The sequence below is a fragment of the Nostoc sp. genome, assembly GCF_036917095.1.
GTDB lineage: Bacteria > Cyanobacteriota > Cyanobacteriia > Cyanobacteriales > Nostocaceae > Nostoc.
The window spans coordinates 32,231-51,354 of record NZ_JBALFH010000033.1; the positions used below are offsets into that span (position 1 = coordinate 32,231).

Annotated in this window: 12 protein-coding genes and 1 pseudogene; 3 read left to right on the forward strand and 10 right to left on the reverse strand. The window is 43.4% G+C overall.

Annotated features, from left to right (window positions below; all coding sequences use genetic code 11):
• Positions 1–136: 136 nt before the first annotated feature.
• The 4 genes from V7L01_RS16930 to V7L01_RS16945 all read right to left on the reverse strand — a co-directional run bounded on the left by V7L01_RS16930 (position 137) and on the right by V7L01_RS16945 (position 6,934).
• Positions 137–595 (reverse strand): hypothetical protein, encoded by a 459-nt coding sequence (locus V7L01_RS16930; protein ID WP_335036652.1) that lies wholly within the window; start codon positions 593–595, stop codon positions 137–139.
• A 413-nt stretch (positions 596–1,008) separates the two neighbouring features.
• The gene (locus V7L01_RS16935) at positions 1,009–1,191 is read right to left on the reverse strand and encodes a hypothetical protein (protein ID WP_335036654.1); all 183 of its coding nucleotides are present in this window, start codon (positions 1,189–1,191) and stop codon (positions 1,009–1,011) included.
• 240 nt (positions 1,192–1,431) lie between these two features.
• Positions 1,432–4,749: an efflux RND transporter permease subunit gene (locus V7L01_RS16940; RefSeq protein ID WP_335036656.1), complete on the reverse strand. Its 3,318-nt coding sequence runs from the start codon at positions 4,747–4,749 to the stop codon at positions 1,432–1,434.
• Positions 4,750–5,272: 523 nt separating this feature from the next.
• The gene (locus V7L01_RS16945) at positions 5,273–6,934 is read right to left on the reverse strand and encodes a mechanosensitive ion channel family protein (protein ID WP_335036658.1); all 1,662 of its coding nucleotides are present in this window, start codon (positions 6,932–6,934) and stop codon (positions 5,273–5,275) included.
• 388 nt (positions 6,935–7,322) lie between these two features.
• Between V7L01_RS16945 and ahcY the strand changes: the two genes are divergently transcribed.
• The 3 genes from ahcY to V7L01_RS16960 all read left to right on the forward strand — a co-directional run bounded on the left by ahcY (position 7,323) and on the right by V7L01_RS16960 (position 9,572).
• Positions 7,323–8,600, forward strand: coding sequence for an adenosylhomocysteinase (ahcY, locus tag V7L01_RS16950; protein WP_335036660.1), 1,278 nt, complete (start codon positions 7,323–7,325; stop codon positions 8,598–8,600).
• A 238-nt stretch (positions 8,601–8,838) separates the two neighbouring features.
• Entirely contained in the window at positions 8,839–9,255 is a 417-nt protein-coding gene (locus V7L01_RS16955; protein ID WP_335036662.1) for a XisH family protein, read from the forward strand.
• Positions 9,243–9,572, forward strand: coding sequence for a XisI protein (locus V7L01_RS16960; RefSeq protein WP_292761589.1), 330 nt, complete (start codon positions 9,243–9,245; stop codon positions 9,570–9,572). Before V7L01_RS16955 ends, V7L01_RS16960 begins: the two co-directional genes overlap by 13 nt.
• A 103-nt stretch (positions 9,573–9,675) precedes the next feature.
• Here V7L01_RS16960 and V7L01_RS16965 read toward each other — a convergent pair whose 3' ends face one another.
• The 6 genes and pseudogenes from V7L01_RS16965 to V7L01_RS16990 all read right to left on the reverse strand — a co-directional run bounded on the left by V7L01_RS16965 (position 9,676) and on the right by V7L01_RS16990 (position 18,984).
• Complete coding sequence (locus V7L01_RS16965; protein ID WP_335036664.1) at positions 9,676–10,482, reverse strand: hypothetical protein; 807 nt, start codon at positions 10,480–10,482, stop codon at positions 9,676–9,678.
• A gap of 258 nt (positions 10,483–10,740) precedes the next feature.
• On the reverse strand, positions 10,741–12,009 hold the full coding sequence (locus V7L01_RS16970) for a bifunctional sterol desaturase/short chain dehydrogenase (protein ID WP_335036666.1): 1,269 nt from the start codon (positions 12,007–12,009) through the stop codon (positions 10,741–10,743).
• Between the two features lie 178 nt (positions 12,010–12,187).
• Positions 12,188–13,153 (reverse strand): annotated as a pseudogene (locus V7L01_RS16975) (fatty acid desaturase family protein).
• Positions 13,154–13,261: 108 nt separating this feature from the next.
• A complete protein-coding gene (locus tag V7L01_RS16980; protein ID WP_335036668.1) occupies positions 13,262–13,885 on the reverse strand; it encodes a Uma2 family endonuclease in 624 nt (207 codons plus the stop codon).
• Positions 13,886–14,268: 383 nt separating this feature from the next.
• Complete coding sequence (locus V7L01_RS16985) at positions 14,269–17,595, reverse strand: efflux RND transporter permease subunit (RefSeq protein ID WP_335036670.1); 3,327 nt, start codon at positions 17,593–17,595, stop codon at positions 14,269–14,271.
• A gap of 78 nt (positions 17,596–17,673) precedes the next feature.
• Positions 17,674–18,984 (reverse strand): efflux RND transporter periplasmic adaptor subunit, encoded by a 1,311-nt coding sequence (locus V7L01_RS16990; RefSeq protein WP_335036672.1) that lies wholly within the window; start codon positions 18,982–18,984, stop codon positions 17,674–17,676.
• Between the last annotated feature and the right edge of the window lie 140 nt (positions 18,985–19,124).

Below are 19,124 nucleotides of genomic sequence, written 5' to 3' on the forward strand. Positions count from 1 at the left end.
CTTGAACTTTAGTTCAAGGCAGGGAGAGGTTCGTCGAAGTCCGTTAGGGACTTCCAAAAAATAAATTATCCAAAAATTATTTGTACATCGTAGGTAAGACTGATTAATTTTCAAGCGTTGGGACAGATTGAGTAAATCAGTTCACTTTTTTCAAAGTACTAGTAACTACTTGACCTCGAACGAGTGCGATAAGAAATATTTCCTTGCCACCATCAACAATGACACCGCTAGAAGTACCACTTCGGTATACTATCTGCACTGTACAATCTTGTTTAACACTATAGGTTCCTGAGTCTGTTTGGTTTGGAGATATGTCACCGTTAACGCTAATAGCAGATGTTTCTTGAAAATTTCCCTTTCCATCAAACTTGACTAAACCAACTCCAGCTACAGGTATAGACGTAGTTGTTCCTGGGTCCGTCCCACTCCCAATGGTTTTATCTCCATAGCTACCTGTTATGGTTGCATTATTACAAGAAGGGGTAGCTTGGGCGTTCACCTTTTGAGAGATAGCATCTGAAATGGTCAATGCTGACACACTACCAATTATTAACGTCGTAAAAAAGCCTTGGATTTTAAAGTTCATCATATTCATGAAATCAAGACCCTCTTACGTAAATATTGACACTAGAAGATTACTATTGAATGACTTAACTTGTAAATCCTATTCGAGAGTAATAGTAAAATTTTTACGCCATACTTATTTGTACCCACAAGGTCTTTCCTACCTTTGAAGTTCCATCTTCAGAAATTTTGACCAAAGAAGTGAAGTCTAAAGCCATGTTCCACTTTACAGAGGTGAGCAAATTTTACTACAGACTTACTTTTGTAAATTTAGGAATGGTTAGATATATAGCGGTTCTCGAATGGAAGCAATACACTTTGACCTCACTTCCATTCCTCTCTCCTAAAAGGAGAGAGGCTTTGAATTTTACTCCCCAACGCTAGTAGGGAAGGGGCTGTTCTTGTTAGGTCTGTATTCCACTCAACTGAGAAGCACTATATTTGTTAGTTGAGCCTCAAAGGCGCAACTTCGAGGCTAAAAGGTGCAACTTCGAGGCTCAAAGGTGCAACGTTGAGGCTCAAAGGCGCAACGTCGAGGCTCAAAGGTGCAACGTTGAGGCTCAAAGGTGCAACGTCGAGGCTCAAAGGCGCAACGTCGAGGCTCAAAGGCGCAACGTCGAGGCTCAAAGGCGCAACGTCGAGGCTCAAAGGTGCAACGTCGAGGCTCAGAAGGTCAACGTCGAGGCTCAAAGGCTGATTTTTGCACTTTTACAGATGCCATTTCTGCTATTTTAGCGATCGCATCCTATTCTTAAGAGTCCTGTTTAAAGTTATCTCGTTAAGAGTCGGAGACTGAGAATGCCTAATAAGAGGCTCTGCCGCCTCTTGACTGGCGGCAGAGCCGAAATAGAGATTTAAAGGCAAAAGTTAGGTTATGCCATCCTGCTGAGACCTGAGCTGTGTCTCTGGCTGAGTTGAGCCAGCAGGTAAAACCCGATGTTCAGATGGCGAAGTTCCATTAGGAGAATCTGGAGGCTTTGAACCTCCCGATCGCTTCCGAGAAAACATAGCCTGAGCCAAGCTCTTAACCAAAATATACAGAATTGGCACTAAGAACAAACTCAAGAACGTTGAAAGCAGCAGCCCCCCAAAGAGCGCTGTTCCTAAAGACCAACGGCTGCTGGCTCCAGCTCCCTCAGAGATTACCAAGGGCAAAAATCCTAACAGCGCCGCAAAGGAAGTCATTAAGATAGGTCGCAGACGTTCTTCCCCCGCTTTCACCGCCGCCCGCGTGTAGCTCATACCCTGCTCATGCAGCTGATTGGCAAATTCCACGACTAAAATCGCGTTCTTTGCGGCTAGACCAATCAAAGTCACCAGACCTACCTGGCAATAGATATCATCCACCACTTTCGGGAAAAGGCTACCTGCCATGAAAATATTGGAACGTAGCCAAATCGCCGTCATCGCTCCCAAAATTGCTAAGGGAACCGTCAGCAAAATAATGATCGGGTCAACATAGCTTTCATATTGAGCTGATAGCACCAGAAAGACGATCACGATCGCTAAAGCAAAAATCAAGCCCGTAGATCCCCCGGATGTCTTCTCCTGGAGATAAGTCCCTGTCCACTCGTAACCAAATCCTTGAGGCAGCACCTCTGCTGCAACTTCCTCCATCGCTTTAATTGCCTCCCCAGAACTAGAACCGGGAGCAGGAGCGCCTTGGACTTTGATCGATCTGTACAAGTTGTAATGGGAGATGGTTTTTGGCCCCACAAAGGGAGTAATTTTCACCAAACTGCTCAATGGAATCATCGCCCCGCTTGCAGAGCGAACATACAGCTTGCCAATATCATCTGGATTAGAGCGGAAAACCCCATCTGCTTGCACATATACCCGATACTGTCGCTGTCCCTGCACAAAGTCATTCACATATTGCGACCCCAAGTAACTTTGCAATGTCCCAAAGATGTCGTTGAGTTCGACGTTGAGAGCTTTGGCTTGGTTGCGGTTTACCTGAATGTCAAATTGGGGAGTGTTCGCGGTGAACTGAGTGAAGACTCGTTGTAAAACAGGCTTTTTATTTGCCGCCGCAATGAATTTGTTCGCAGTAGCAACCAGGGTTTCAATCGGCGCAGTTCCGGTTTTGTCTTGAATGATAAACTCAAAACCACCCGTAGTACTTAATCCTCTAACCGGAGGAGCATTCACAGCGATCGCTCTCGCGTCTGTAATTGCAGAGAGCTTTTTGTTCATTCTCTGAAGTATTCCATAGACAGACTGAGATTCTTCAGCTCTCTCTTTCCAGGGTTTCAGGTTAGCAAAGGCAATGCCTAAATTAGAAGCATTGCCATCGAAACCAAAGCCACTGATCATAAAACTAGCTTGAACTTCGGGAGCCGATGTTACTTCTTTGGCAACCCGATTCATGACAGATTCGGTGTATTTCAAAGAAACTCCGTCAGGCCCTTGGACAATTACAAAAAAGTAACCCTGGTCTTCCTCTGGAATAAATCCGGTAGGCACTGCTCTGTACATCAAAACCGTTGCGGCTAAACCAGCGATAAAAACCCCAATTACAATCGGCTTGATATGGGTAAGGAAGCTAACAAACCCGACGTATCGGCGCGTGAACCAGGAAAATCCGCGATTAAACTGCGTAAAAAACCAACCTAAAGGGCCCCGTGGAGTCTGAGCCGGGCGCATGAGGATGGCTGCCATACTCGGAGAGAAGGTTAAGGCATTGAAAGTGGAGATGCCAATAGAGCAAGCAACGGTTAATGCAAATTGTCTGTAGACAATCCCAGTAGTACCCGGAATGAATGCAACTGGAATAAATACCGCCATGAGTACAAGTGAAGTGGCAATGATTGCTCCGGTTAACTCCTTCATGGCCTCGACAGCTGCCTCAAAGGGCCTCATGCCCTGCTCTAGTTTGACTGCAACTGCCTCCACTACAATAATCGCATCATCAACGACGATACCGATCGCCAGAACGAAACCAAATAAGGTGAGTGTATTAATCTGAAATCCTAAAACCAAAAGAGCCGCACATGTCCCAACTAAAGAGACGGGGATCGCCACAGTGGGAATGATCGTAGTACGCCAGTCTTGCAAAAAGACGAAAATTACCAAGACCACCAGGATAATCGCCTCAACCAGAGTGTGCAAAACTTCTTCTAAAGAAATTTCCACAAATGGAGTGGTATCAAATGCCAACTGTGCTTTTAGTCCAGGTGGAAAACTCTTCTCTAGTGTTTTGATCTGCTCTTCAACAGCATGGGCAACATCCAGGGCATTACTACCCGGAAGTTGATATATCCCCAAACCCACGGCTGCCTTGGGAGCATTTCCGGGGATGGTGAATTTGGCATCAGCCAGATAGCTCTCTGCTCCCAGTTCAACTCGGCCGACATCTCTGACCTTAACTAGAGTGCTATTAGTGGTGCTATTAGTAGTGCTATTAGTGCCACCTCGACTCACCTTCAGCACCATATCTTCAAATTCAGCCGCATCTTTAAATCGACTGGTTGCCCGTAAAGCAAATTCAAAGCTTTGATTATCTGGTGCTGGTTCCTTACCAATCGCCCCTGCACCCACTTGAATATTTTGTTCTTGCAGGGCGGCTGTAACATCTTGAGGAGTTAGTTGATGTTGGGCAAGCTTGTTGGGATCGAGCCAAAGACGCATAGCATATTTGCGCTCCCCAAAAACCCTGGCACTTCCTACACCAGGAAGCCGTTTGATCTGATCGAAAATATACAGATCGACATAGTTACTGATAAAAATGTTGTCATACTCATTATTATCTGAGTAAAACCCATAGACGAGAAGGAGACTGCTCGATGCCGTTTCAACGGTAACACCTGTTCGTTGAACAGTATCTGGCAATTGAGGTTCAGAAAGTGCTTGTTTATTTTGAACGTTTACTTGAGCAATATCGCTATTGACATTAGTTGGAAAGGAGACAGTTATATTGCTCGAACCATCATTACCCGTATTAGAAGATATATAAGATACATCTTTAACACCATTAATTTGTCGCTCAATAATGTTGGTGACAGTATTTTCTGTTGTTTGAGCATCTGCACCAGTATTGTTGGAGCTAACAGTGATTTGCACCGGAGCGAGGTCTGGTAACTGAGAAATGGGCAGGATCGGAATACAGATGCTCCCCAGCAGCAAAATAATAAACGTACAGACCGTCGTCAGGACTGGACGTCTGATGAAGGTATTGACAAACATAAATTCAGGAAAAGTTCAAGACTCGTTAGTAAGGTAGTAGCTTTTTATTAATAATAAGTATTTATTAAGGTTTAGTGTTGGCGATCGCACAAAATTGACGATTGAAAAAGAGGCAAGGGGACAGGGGGCAGGGGGCAGGGGGTAGAGAGCAGGGAGAAAAAGGGTTTGAGCCTTGTTTATTTTTCTTTACAAAGTTTACTTTTATTGTGCCGACTTACTTATGTCTGACTTTTCACGTTATGTGGAAAAGCCAACGATTGACCTAACCCCCTAACCCCCAACTCGTCGCGGGAAGGGGGAAAATTCAAAGTCTCTCTCCTTAAAGGATGAGAGAAATAGAAGTGAGGTTTTCCAGATACCGTGAAAAGTTAGTTACTTATGTGTGTGTTGTATCCAACCGAGAAACCTCTCCAAGAAAAACTTTTGTTAGCTGGAACAGACAAATTTAAAGCCTCTCTCCTCGTAGGAGAAAGGCCAGGGTCTGGTCTAATTAACAGAAAAAGGCGGTAATGAATCCAAATTTCTAATTAGCTTTGCCATTACCATTACCTTGAAAATTTAACAATTGCTCATCATTGACCCAAACTGCTTGTTGAGGCACAGAAATAGAAATTCCGGCTTCGTCTAGGGCAACTTTTAGACGGCGGCGAAACTCCCGTGCTACATCCCATTGTTTGAGGGGCTGTGTTTTAATCCATACACGAATAATCAAACCGCGATCGCCAAATTGATCTATTCCCAAAACTTGCGGTGTTTCCAGAATTTGACGCTCCCATTGCGGATCTTTATCCATCTTAAAGCCAATACCTTCAATCAACTTCAAAGCCTTTTCAATATCAGCTTGGTAGGCGATGGGGATCGTTAAATCGGCTCGCGACCAACGGCTAGAAAGATTGGCAACAACTTTAATTTCACCATTGGGAATTGTAATCAAGCGCCCTTCAGAATCCCGCACTTGGGTCATCCGCAGATTCAGATTTTCTACTAAGCCTCCCACGTTTCCAACATTAATCACATCGCCTAAAGCGTACTGGTCTTCTAGAATGATCAAGAAACCGTTAATCGCATCTTTAATTAAGTTTTGCGAAGCCAGAGACACCGCAACACCAACTAAACTCGCACCCGCTAGCAAGGGAACGATATCTATCCCCAATGCCACCAGCGCTAGCAAAAAGCCTACTCCTACGCAGATACCAGTAGCAATGCTTTTAGTCACGCCAGAAAATGTAGAAACTCGCAGTTGCAGCCGTTCAGAACTTTCTGGAGTTAATAAAGCACCACTGCTAATCAGGGTGGTGGTGAAGCGGTCAATAAGGGCGTAGATGAGACGGATTGCCACGTAAGTTCCCAGGAACACAACACCTAATCGCAAAGGAAATTGGGCCGCTGTAAGAATCCCTACCTGAAATGGTCGTGTGTAGGGAAATAGACCCAAAATAAAGAAACTTCCACCTCCCCAAATTCCGGCTTGAGTTAGCTGAAACAATCGTCTTTTGGCTTCTTGGATATGTCGATGTTGCTGTTGATTCAGTTGTGTTGTAATTGGTTGAGCTGCTGCTGATGAAATTGGGGAGTTTAGGGGCCCTCTGGGGGGTTGGGAGGCAAGGGAGTATACTGCATCGTTCTTAGAACGCCTTTGCCAGCTATATACCCCCCAACTCATCACAATCATTGTCAGTCCGATGCCCGCAGCAATTTTGCCTTGGTCGATTAAAAATTGAGTTTGTCTTTCTTGCTTTGCTTGTTGCAAGTCTTCTTGTAACGATTCTTTTACCTGATTTGCCGATGTCGATATATCTACCTCTCGCAATCCAGCATCCTCGGAAGTGACGGTCATCAGGTATTGGTCGTTGACATAAATTACTGGTAATTGGTTTACTTCCCGAATATCTACCTTGACTGGTGTTTTTGCTGGCGACTGAAAGTAATTTCGGGCAATTTTCTCCAACTTCTTTTGGATATCTTCTGAACGCTCAGGAAAGTTGCTTCTTGATGCTGCTATCTGAAATAACCGACGACCATCTAAATAAATCCAGCCTGTAACAAGTCGATTATTTGCGTCATTACTCACACTGTTGGGAGATGGTAGCAGCTGTGGTAACAAAGGAATCTGGGCTGTGGCTTTTGGCACAGATACAACGGCTATGGCCATTGAACTAGCGATCGCCAAAAATTGAAAGCGCACTCAAACACCTCCTTGAGTAAAATCTATTAATTACTACCTTAACTATCCTGCTTAATTCCTTTGGGTAGATGTACCTATCTAAAGTTGAGGTTTTCTCTTGAGTTGATGAAATTTTGATGTTTTTTTTGTTTCTCTTCTATCTTTAGACAGATGACAATGTACCTAAAAAAAATCGTGCAGAGTTAGAAGAGTCTTACTTTTAGCAAAGATAAAACAAAAAGGAAGAACCTGGGAAGGAAGTTGACATTCCGCCGATCAAACGTCAAGCTAGTTTTGAGGACTATTGACTAGTAATTTGCTAAATACAAGCAAAAATCAGCAGTAGTAGAATAACCTAGTAGAGTGCGTAAATTTTACGTAGCTTTTTTATTTTTTGAGGTAACTTTTGATGACCGCAACTTCTCCCCGATTAAAGCACGAGGTTAAAGACCTCGGCCTAGCTGCCTTGGGAAGACAGCGCATTGAATGGGCTGGACGCGAAATGCCAGTTTTGCGGCAAATTCGCGATCGCTTTGCTATCGAGAAACCCTTCGCTGGTTTACGCCTTGTAGCTTGCGCCCACATTACAACCGAAACAGCACACTTGGCGATCGCTCTGAAAGCCGGTGGTGCAGATGCGCTTTTAATTGCTAGCAATCCCTTATCAACCCAAGATGACGTAGCCGCTAGCCTCGTCCTGGATCATGAAATTCCCGTCTTTGCTCAAAAAGGCGAAGATAACGAAACTTATAACCGCCACGTTCAAATAGCTTTAGATCATCGCCCCAACATTATTGTTGATGACGGTAGCGATGTAGTTGCGGCTTTAATCCAACACCGCCAACACCAAATCGCTGATTTGATTGGTAGCACCGAAGAAACCACCACTGGTATTGTGCGCCTACGCGCCATGTTTAGAGAAGGCGTTCTCACCTTCCCCGCCGTCAACGTCAACGACGCCGACACCAAGCACTTCTTTGATAATCGCTATGGTACTGGGCAATCAACCCTAGATGGCATTATCCGCGCCACAAATATTTTGTTGGCTGGTAAAAACATTGTCGTCGTCGGTTATGGCTGGTGTGGTAAAGGTACAGCCCTCCGCGCCCGTGGGATGGGTGCTAACGTCATCGTCACCGAAATCGACCCCATCAAGGCAATTGAAGCCGTAATGGATGGCTTCCGCGTTCTGCCAATGGCTAAAGCTGCACCTGAAGGTGATATATTTATCACTGTGACAGGTAACAAGCACGTCGTTCGCGGCGAACACTTCGATGTCATGAAAGACGGTGCGATCGTTTGTAACTCAGGTCACTTTGACTTGGAACTTGATTTGAAATACTTAGCTGCACAAGCTAAGGAAATCAAAGAAGTTCGTCCTTTCACCGAAGAGTACAAGTTGAAAAATGGTAAATCAGTCGTCGTTCTCGGACAAGGACGCTTGATTAACCTAGCTGCGGCTGAAGGACACCCCAGCGCGGTTATGGATATGAGTTTTGCAAACCAAGCTTTGGCTTGTGAATACCTGGTGAAGAATAAAGGTAAGTTGGAACCTGGTTTGCACTCAATTCCTGTTGAAGTCGATCAAGAAATTGCTCGGTTGAAGTTGGAGGCTATTGGGATCACGATTGATAGCCTAACACCCGATCAAATTGAGTACATCAATTCTTGGACAAGTGGAACTTAATACATTGATTAATTGATTTTTTAGGGGATAGGCTTTAGGGCTTATCCCTTTTTTGTGTTTCTCTCGCAGAGATTCAGAGCCACAGAGAGAGCATATAATAGGATAGAGGGCAATACAGTTCAGATAAGACCAAAACACTTGTAGAGACGGCGATTTATCGCGTCTCGAAAACCCAAAATTTTTGCCACTAGCCCTTAACTGAACCGTATTAGGATAGAGGGTGTTATTGTAGGTTTGTATGTCAGCAAAAGATTTTTTTCATAATGCTGTTAAGTTAGCTTTAGAGAAAGATGGTTGGTTAATTACTGATGATCCTTTAATATTTCTAGTAGATACGATAGAATTTCGTCTTGATTTAGGAGCAGAAAGACTTTTAGGAGCAGAAAAAGAAGGAGAAAAAATAGCAGTTGAAATAAAATCGTTTTTGGGAAAATCAGCCATTAGTGAATTTCATACAGCTTTAGGACAAACACTTAATTACCGTTCTATTTTAAGAAAAGAAGAACCCGATCGTATTTTATATTTAGCAATTAGTTATGAAATATATACAGCTTTTTTTCTGATACCTGTGATTCAAGAAATAATTGCTGAACATAAATTAAAATTATTGATATTTGAAAGTAGCAAAAAGGAGATTGTTTTATGGAAGGAATGAATTATCCTGAATTAGTACAAACAGTATTAGCAAGACATACAGAAAGTCATTTAGCCAAGGGAACGGAAATACAATTAATATTTGATAATCAAAAAAATCACTATTTAGTAATTCATCTAGGTTGGGAAGGTGAAAAACGGACTTATGGTTCGGTGATTCATATAGATATTATCAATGGAAAAATCTGGATTCAGTGCGATTTGACAGAGGAAGGTGTAGCTAATGAATTAGTAGAATTAGGTGTGCCGAAAACAGATATAGTTTTAGGTTTTAGATCGCCTCATGTGAGACAGTTTACTGGTTTTGCATCTGTTTAATCATTTTTTGCATTTTATCCCGACTGAAGTTGAAATGTGAGTATATCGGCTCTTCGACTTCAATTAAATTTACTTATATTGGAAGTGATCTATTTAAGCTTTGTTAGAGTAAATCTAATGCGTTTAACTGCCGATATTTTCCTTTAGATTTATCTTTTCTTCGTTTATTTCTAAACTCGCAGTCCGAAACGTTTGCTTTGTGCTTTCCTTTCCTAGAATTAATAGGTCTATATATCCACTCATCTTCTCTTATTTCTAGTAAACCAGCAAAACAAAACCATGATAAAAATCTACTACGGTAGTCCTTGGGATCTCTACTACTACTTACATAACGATTCTTTAATAAAATTTTATCAAAATCATCATAATGAAAGCATTGATCAGGCTGATATTCTCTATAGATTTCTTGAATTAATACATGAGATTCTAAATAATCAGCAATAATTTCAGCAATTTCATAATCGTTCAACTTGTTAATATTATTAGGTATTTTTACTAAACCTGAGTTTTGCTGAGTTTCAAGAGGTAAAAATTTTTGCAAATCCTGAAGAGCATTTTCAATTGTGCCACCTTGAGATTTTAAATTTAAGTTTTTAGTAACTTCTAGTTTAGTTAAATTACTATTCAGTAATTTAAAGATGTTTAATGCTATTACTATACTTGTTCTAGCCTCATGAAATTTACATTGTACTAATGCTGTTTGTTTCGTATGTTCATCTTCTACAGATATATCAATTTCTGCTCCTGGTAAAACTTTGTTGCGTGCAGTAACTTTCCATCTCTGATTTTTGAACAAAGGAGTAACCAGGTCTTCAAAGAAATCACCCTTTTCTTTCGGTTTCTTTTTACCTAATGAATCAGGGACTAATATTTTAAACATTACCTTTAAATCGTCAAAATTTATATTCATTATTTATATTTTATCCTTTTCATTACATTTTATTATAGTAAATAATGCTCAGAGATGGCATTACTATTGCTTTCCTAATTTCTCAAAATCTGGAATAGAAGAGACTTTCCATTTTAAAAGTGCATAAGCATAAGCTTTTTTCAACATTAAATAATCAGCACTCACTCTCAGCGATGCCTGCGGCGGGCTACGCCTATGCAAAACTACGCGTTATAGGGGCAATTCATGAATTACCCCTACTGAAAATCAGCGTTTCGGCTATTGTTTGCGTAAGTCCTGTTCACTTTTCGCTTTGCAGCTGAAGACTCGATAGTATAGCGATGTACTAGTTTCTTTTAAGGGAAACAGCAGATAGGTGAGAGGATTTATTGCCACAATAATATTTCGGAAGTCTCTCCGCGCGAAAAACAAGATGGCACGAGCAACTTGCTGTGCAGACATCACTCCATAAGGATTCAGTTGACTCTTAAATGGGCCAAGAATTAACTTGCGAATTACACAATTTCCGTCCAAACGCTTCAGGGTAACAATATCTCCTAGCGATCGCTTGCTGAGTTCATAAAGCGGACTCAGTGCTGGAGAAACCTCAGCCTCAGAAGTGTTTACCCAAATTTCCTTGGTTGCTTTTGCTTGTGGCCCTGTTACAGTTGTCAAAAATACATCCATCAACCGCAAAGCTGAAAAGGTATTCACCTCATAAGAAGAGTTGATAGCCTCCGATGTGCGGCTGGCGTAGACATTGATTCCGTGGTTGATAATTAAAATATCTACTTTCTCTAAACTATTCCTCAGTTCGGCTTCGTTACCCAACTGCCAGGGAACCACCTTCACCCCAACTTGGTCTACTAATTTTTCTGGATTAGTAGTTAATGCGACGACTTTAGCATTATTCCTTACAAGTTCAGCCGCCAACGCTTGTCCCAGCGCTCCTGATGCTCCGGTTAAAGCGATCGTTTTACCTTTAAGAGACAGTCCTGTACCAAGAATTTTATCCACTAGGGGAAAGACACCACTGTAATAAGCGTTGACATCATCAAAATGATGCCGCCAATGGTAAGACCGATTCACCCACCAAATGGATGGTATTGTCTCTAAAGGGCCGGGTAGGTGGTTGAAATCTGTATCAATTTTTCCCTGGAAATATCGTACAGATGCGCCATACAAGAAGGTGCAACCATAAGCTACTCCCAACCATAACCCCATTTGCTGGACAATTAAGGCAATTACCACCAATACCACCAGCAGTAGACTCGACTCTAAAATGTCGTGATATAACTGGGATTCTTGGTAAATTTTCATGGAAACTATCGATAAATCACGGCGATAGGCCATGTGGTGCTTGTTGTGCCATTTAGCAAGCCAATTGACTTGGTGACACAAAGCATGGTAGCTGTCTCTCAAGACCTCAGCGAGTAAAAGTGAGAAGAGTGCCCAACTAGCGAACTGTAAGCTGGCATTTAGCCAAACCCAATTAATTTGTAATCCTGCCTCAATTCCCATCAAGTTTTCAGCTAGCATTTTTATCATGTTTGTCTATACTCGTTTTTCTTAATCATTCTTCATTAAAAGATAAAGGTGCATTAAGTTCGAGTCTAGAGCAAATAAAAATCAAAGGAAATAGGAATAAGTGACAGGTGACACGGGAATAGGAAGAAATGTTAAAGTTTCTCGATCGCCAACGCCAGCAATTTACTGTGTGTCCTAATTACGAATTAGTTATGATATTCCAATTGACTTTCAGATAGCCAGGTTCAATATGGGTAAAGTGTTGGCTCAATTGCTGATGTGCTTTTGGTAGGGCATGGAATGGAATTGATGCATACAAATGATGCTCTGCATGAAATGGCATATTCCACATGAAAAATCGCACAGGCCAGAGGGTCAGGGTTGTGCGGGTATTCGTAAGCAGATTTGCGTCAAGAGTGCAACCCGTATGTTCTGCCAGCAGAATGAAACGGAGAATCGGCTGACCGACAAGCATGGGTAGCAGCCAATAGAGGAAAAACCAAGGCTGATTAACTACAATTGAAAGAGCGATGTCTACGACGGGCTTCGCCTACGCACCACCATAAATACCTAATTGCCAACGTGTAGAACGAATAACTTCGGCTCGTGCTGCTTCTGGCACAAATGGAAAATCGTCAAATTGACCAGTTGCAACCTGAAAATGCCCATTTATTTTACCCCACCACCACGGTAAACCGCTAATTATCAACAAGTATTTTCCCAGATTACTCGGTTTGGGATCGGTCAGTTCTGGGTCTTTGTCAGGAACGCGAGTGTAACGGTGATGCCACTTATGATAACGACGAAAAAACGTGCTGTTGTAAAATGAGAGCAAGCCGGAAAACCAAGCCACAGCTTCATTCAAACGATTGTTAGCGAAAGCTGTTCTATGAACGCATTCATGCATCGGTGCAAACATTGAAGCCAGACTGAAGCCGTAGATTACCAGTGCTGGTATAGCCACCGACCAATTGCCAAAGTTCGTTGCCCACAGGTAGCCACTGCAAATCATGACTGTGAGATGTAAAGCCAGTTGAACCAGCCCTTTGCTATTGGAGCGATCGTTTAGAACACTTAACTCCTGTACATTCAGAATCTGAGAGAGGTTTTGCTCTTTATCAGCTTTGTCATCCAATAATTCAGATTGAATAATTGCCTCAGACATAATTTTAAGTAGGTCGGCGTGAATAGTTGCGTGTGGGTTGCCTTCTAACTCCTCAATTCTGACTCTTGACTCCTGAATTCTGATGTAATTTTAATAGACACCGTAAATTTAGCTGACTACACCAGCGCGAAAAATTTGTTCTGCGGTTAAATTCAACTCTGGGAAAGTTGGTGATTGGATACGGTCATTATCTCGAAATTTATTAATTAGATACTCACCTTCTTCCAAACAGCAAACCAAGATAGTAGATTGTTTTGGTTTGCCAATAAATTCCCGACCACCCAATGCGGCATAGTCCACAATCCAGTATTCAGGAATTCCCATTTGTTCATAATCAGCGTATTTTTTGTGGTAATCATCACGCCAATTACTACTCACTACCTCCACCACTAAAGGAATGGATGCAGCAAGGCTTACAGTTGATGCTTTTTTCCATAGAAGTTCATTTATTAAATTAGGCTGATTTAGGATTAGGACATCTGGTGAATAAGCTGATTCATTTTCAAGTGGTTTGACGAATACTGTTTTTGGGATGAGATAGGGAAGATTTAACCGATCGAATTCTACACTCAGTTTTCTGACCAAAAATCCTGTAACCTCTTCGTGGTCGCCTGTCGGTTGTGCCATCTCAACAATTACTCCATCATGGAGTTCATAACGTCTTTGTGGGTTGTCTGGGTACTGAGCAACAAATTCATCGAATGTAACTAGTTTGCGTAAGGCTTGAGTCATGGCTTTATTCCTCTAAGCAAAACTGATATGAGCGTGAAGGGGGCAGGGAAAAAAACTTATTCTAAGCGTATTGCAATTCTAAGGCTTGTTCAGCCGTTGAACTCCGTTGACGAGTATTTGAACTGGATGAATCCACCTTTGATACTCATTAGCCTAGCTCTTGTACGGAATATTATACTTCCTTCAATCTCAAGTGCCATACTACGGCTCTTCGATGTTTGGAGACTGTGATTTGCGATCGCAATTATGGGAAAGTTAATCAAAGCAAACTAGCAAAAATAACTATGATACATAAAAAACTCCCCTCTAAAATGAAGGGAGTCAAGAGTTAGTGATTAAAAAGAGCAAATGAACCAAGCGTTATTTGTTCAGTCAAGGGAATGTCAAATTGGCTGTTTGCGCCAGCTACGTTTTTTCATCTTGGTTTGCCAAGACTCCATGTAGGTGTAGAAAACGGGTGTCAAATAAAGCGTGAGAAACTGCGAGAACACTAACCCCCCAACTACTGCTAAACCAAGGGGACGGCGTGTATCTGCTCCGGCTCCTAAACCGAGGGCGATGGGTAGCGTACCCATAAGTGCTGCCATTGTCGTCATCATAATTGGACGGAATCTCACCAAACAAGCTTCATAGATAGCCTCATAAGGGGTTTTGCCGTTTTGACGGGCAATAATCGCAAAGTCAACCATCATGATCCCGTTTTTCTTCACAATGCCAACCAGCAGGATAATACCCACGAAGGCGTAAATATTCAAGTCAACTTGAAACAGCAACAGGGTCAGTATTGCCCCAAATCCAGCGGAGGGTAAGCTAGAAAGGATAGTCAACGGGTGAATGAAGTTTTCGTAGAGAATCCCCAGCACGATATAAATCACCAAGATGGCAACCAGCAGTAGCAATCCTAAACCCTGAATTGATGACTGGAATGCCTGCGCTGAACCTTGGAAACCTGTACTAATAGTGGGTGGTAATGTTTGACGAGCCAGTTCCTCAATTTTGCCAGTGACGTTACCGAGTGATACTCCTGGCTTCAGGTTAAAGGAGAAGGTGACAGATGCTAGTTGCCCTTTGTGGTTGATGGTCAAGGGGCCGACATCTTTGCTCAAGGTTGCTACAGCGTTGAGAGGTACAAGTTGTCCGTTGGGGGCACGAACTGAGAGTAAATCCAGGGCGTTGGCATTTTGCTGATATTTTGGTTCCACGCCCATAATTACTTGGTACTGGCTATCGGGGGCGTAGATGGTGGAAACTTGGCGAGTACCATAAGCGTTACTCAGGGCAGTTTCGATTTGATTGGCGGTCAAACCTAGAGCCGAAGCGTGGTCGCGGTTGATGTCTACTTTTATTTGCGGATTTTTGATTTGCAAATCGCTATTGACATCTTGTAAATCTGAGAGCGATCGCAATTTTTCTTCTAAAGCTGGAGCGTATTGGTAAAGTTCCTGAATATTGGGAGTTTGCAGAGTAAATTGATACTGCGCTTTTGTCTGTTGTCCACCCACATTAATCGCTGGGGGATTTTGTAAGAATACCTTAATTCCAGGTACAACTGACAACTTCGGTCGGAGTTCCTGCACAACTTCATCAGCACTGAGACGGCGCTCATGACGCGGCTTGAGTTCGATTAAAATTCTTCCGGCGTTGGCGGAAGCATTTGGGCCGCCAGCCCCGACGCTGGAGTTGATGGAATCGACATTCGGATCGCGATAAGCGATCGCAGCTACAGCCTGTTGATGTTTTACCATTTCATCAAAGGATATATCCTCCGATGCCTGGGTAGTTGCAGTAATTTGTCCAACATCTGCGTTGGGAACAAACCCTTTCGGCACAATTATAAATAGATACACTGTCGCTAAAAGAATCGCTCCCGAAATCACCATCGTTGTGCGGTGATACTTGAGTGATTTCTTCAAACTCCAATCGTATCCCCCCAATATCACATTAAAGATGTTTTCTGAAAAGTTGTAGAGACGACGGTTAAAGTTTTGAATTTTGGATTTTCGATTTTTAATTTTCGATTGAGAATTAAAAATTTCTCCCCCTGCTTCCCCTGCTCCCTCTGCTCCCTCTGCTTCCCCTGCTCCCTCTGCTCCCCCTGCTCTCTCACCCTCCTGCTCATGATGAGGTGGACTTAAGAATCTGGAACACAGCATTGGCGTTAAGCTGAGGGAAATTACGCCAGATACCAAGATTGCAACGCTGATAGTAACGGCAAACTCACGGAATAATCTCCCTAAAATTCCTTCCATGAAAAGGATAGGGATAAATACTGCTACTAAGGAGATGGTCATGGATAAAATTGTGAAACCAATTTCTCTAGAACCATTTAGGGCTGCCTCCATACGGCTTTCGCCCATTTCCATGTGGCGGACAATATTTTCCAGCATGACTACGGCATCATCAACCACGAAACCTACTGAAAGAGTCAACGCCATCAGCGATAGATTATCGAGGGAGAAACCCAATAGCACCATGACCCCAAAGGTCGCTACTATCGAAAGCGGTACTGCCAAACTAGGGATGACTGTAGCAGAGATATTGCGAAGAAATAGAAAAATTACCAGCACCACTAGAGCGATGGTGAGTAACAGCGTGAATTGTACATCATCCACCGACTCGCGAATTGACTGGGAGCGATCGTAGAGGATATCCATGCTCACAGCCGCCGGAATCTGTGTCCGAAAGGTGGGTAGCAGTTTCTTGATTGCATCTACTACTTGAACGGTATTAGTTCCCGGTTGGCGCTGAATTGCCAAAACGATCGCCCGCACGCCAGAATTTTGGATTTTAGATTGGGACTTCTCCCCTGCTCCCCTGCTCCCCTGCTCCTCTGCTCCCCTGCTCCCCTGCTCCCCTGCTCCTTTACTCTCCTTCTTGACAGGAAAATACCAACTCGCAATCTTATCATTTTCCACGCTGTCCAAGACTTGACCCAGTTCTGCTAACTGCACTGGTGCGCCGTTTTGATAAGCTACATTCAGGGAACGATAGCTAGCGGCATCGTTGAGTTGACCGTTTGCTTGGATGGTAGAATTCTGCTGTTGACCGTAAAGTGTGCCAGTAGGTAAATTGACATTTCCATTAGCGATCGCATCAGCTACTTCATCGATTCCTATTCCCTTTACACTCAATGATTCGGGGTCAAGTTGAATCCGTACCGCATACTTTTGGGAGCCAAACACCTGCACTTGCGCCACCCCATCCACCATTGATAGACGTTGTGCCAACAATGTCTCAGCATACTTATCTACAGTTGACAAGGGCAGAATAGACGAATTGAGAGATATATAGAGAACTGGCTGATCCGCCGGATTTACCTTTCGGTAAGATGGCGGATTAGGCATATTAGTAGGTAACTGCTTTGCTCCTTTAGAAATAGCAGACTGCACATCTTGTGCTGCCCCGTCGATATCCCGGTTGAGGTCAAATTGCAGCGTCAGCTGTGTAGTACCCAAAGAACTGGTAGAGTTCATCGAACTCAATCCCGCGATGCTCGAAAACTGCTGCTCTAAAGGAGTTGCTACTGAGGCAGCCATCGTTTCTGGGCTAGCTCCGGGCAGGTTAGCTGTCACCTGGAGTGTTGGATAATCTACATTAGGCAGGTCGCTAACAGGTAGCTGTTGGTAACCGATCAGCCCAAATATCAAAATGCCAACCATAACTAGGGTTGTCATGATTGGACGCCGGATAAATAGCTCGGAAATGTTCATCGCGTTCCCTTGAATGAGTGCTGTTAGCGGATAGCTAAAGTTGAGCCAGTGCTGAGTAAGGAGTGTTGAGCGAGAAGTTTACCTTTCTCCCCCTGCTCCCCCTGCCCCCTGCCCCTCTGCCCCTCTGCCTCCTACTTCCGGTTTCACTTGGACTGTGGCACCAGGCACTAGGTTGAATTGTCCATCAGTGACTACTTGTTCGCCTGGTTTCAACCCTTGCTTAATTACCGTTTCGTTCCCAACGGTGTCACCTACCGTAATTGGACGCATTTCTGCTGTTTTGTCGGATTTGACTACATACACAAACTGCCCCTGTTGTCCGCTTTGTACAGCCTGGGAACGCACAGTAATGGCATTTGGTTCTTCGCTGAGTTTGAGTACTACATTGACAAACTGTCCCGGAAACAGCCGCTCGTCAGCATTGGCAAAAGTACCCTTAAGTTGAATTGTGCCTGTTTGGGTATTGACTCCACTATCGACAAAGGTAAGTTCGCCTCGTACTGGATGCCCTGCATCTTTAGGAGGTAAAGCATCGACTTCTAATTTGCCATTATTAGCACTGTATTTTTTGATATCTGGCAGCAGTCGCTGGGGAATGGAAAAGTTGACGTAAATCGGGCGAATTTGGCTGATTGTAATTAGCGGATCGGTGGCATTTGCCTGTACCAAGTTGCCTTGATTTAGCTTCAGACTACCTGTGCGTCCAGCAATTGGCGAGTAGATGGAGCTGTAGGAAAGCTGAACTTTGGCATTGTCGATCGCAGCTTCATCTGATGCTACTGCTGCCTGAGCATTTTGTACATCTGCTTGAGCTGCCGCCACTGCTGCTTGAGCATTTGCGACTCCACCTCGATCGGCGTTCACTGTCGCTTGTTGAGCATTAGCAGTAGTCTGATACTGTTCGGCCTGTTCTTTGCTGATTGCCCCTTGCTTGAGCAAGTTAGCATAACGTTGAGCTTGCACATCTGCATTTGTTGCCTGGGCTTTATCCTTGACTACATTCGCTTTTGCCTGGTTCACTTGGGCGATCGCTTGGAGAACATTTGCCTGTGCCTGTTTCACCTGCGCTAAATCTTTGGCTTTGGCAGCATTAGCTTGCATCAGAGCGGCTTGTAGAGGGCGGGAATCAATTTTAAATAACAAGTCTCCTTTCTTAACGTTCTGTCCTTGCTGAAAATAGACTCCCGTAAGTTGTCCGCCTACTTGAGACTTGACAGATACCGTGGAATATGCTTCCACCGTTCCCGTAGCCGATAGCTGTATTGGAATCGTTTTTTGAGTCGCAGTGGCAACCACCACTGGCACAGCTCGTTTTTTTCCTGCTTCTTTTCCACTGGATTGGGCTTCGGAAGCATTACAGGCAGTACATAAATAGGCTATACCTAACATAAGTACCGAGAACCGCCCTCTTTGAATAATGCTCTGAAAACGAGGAACAATTTGAACAGCCAAGGACGAAGGGTTTATCGTCTGAACAGGGGCTAAACAGCGCATATCAACAATTCTGGGGGAAAGGGGAAAGCACAGAC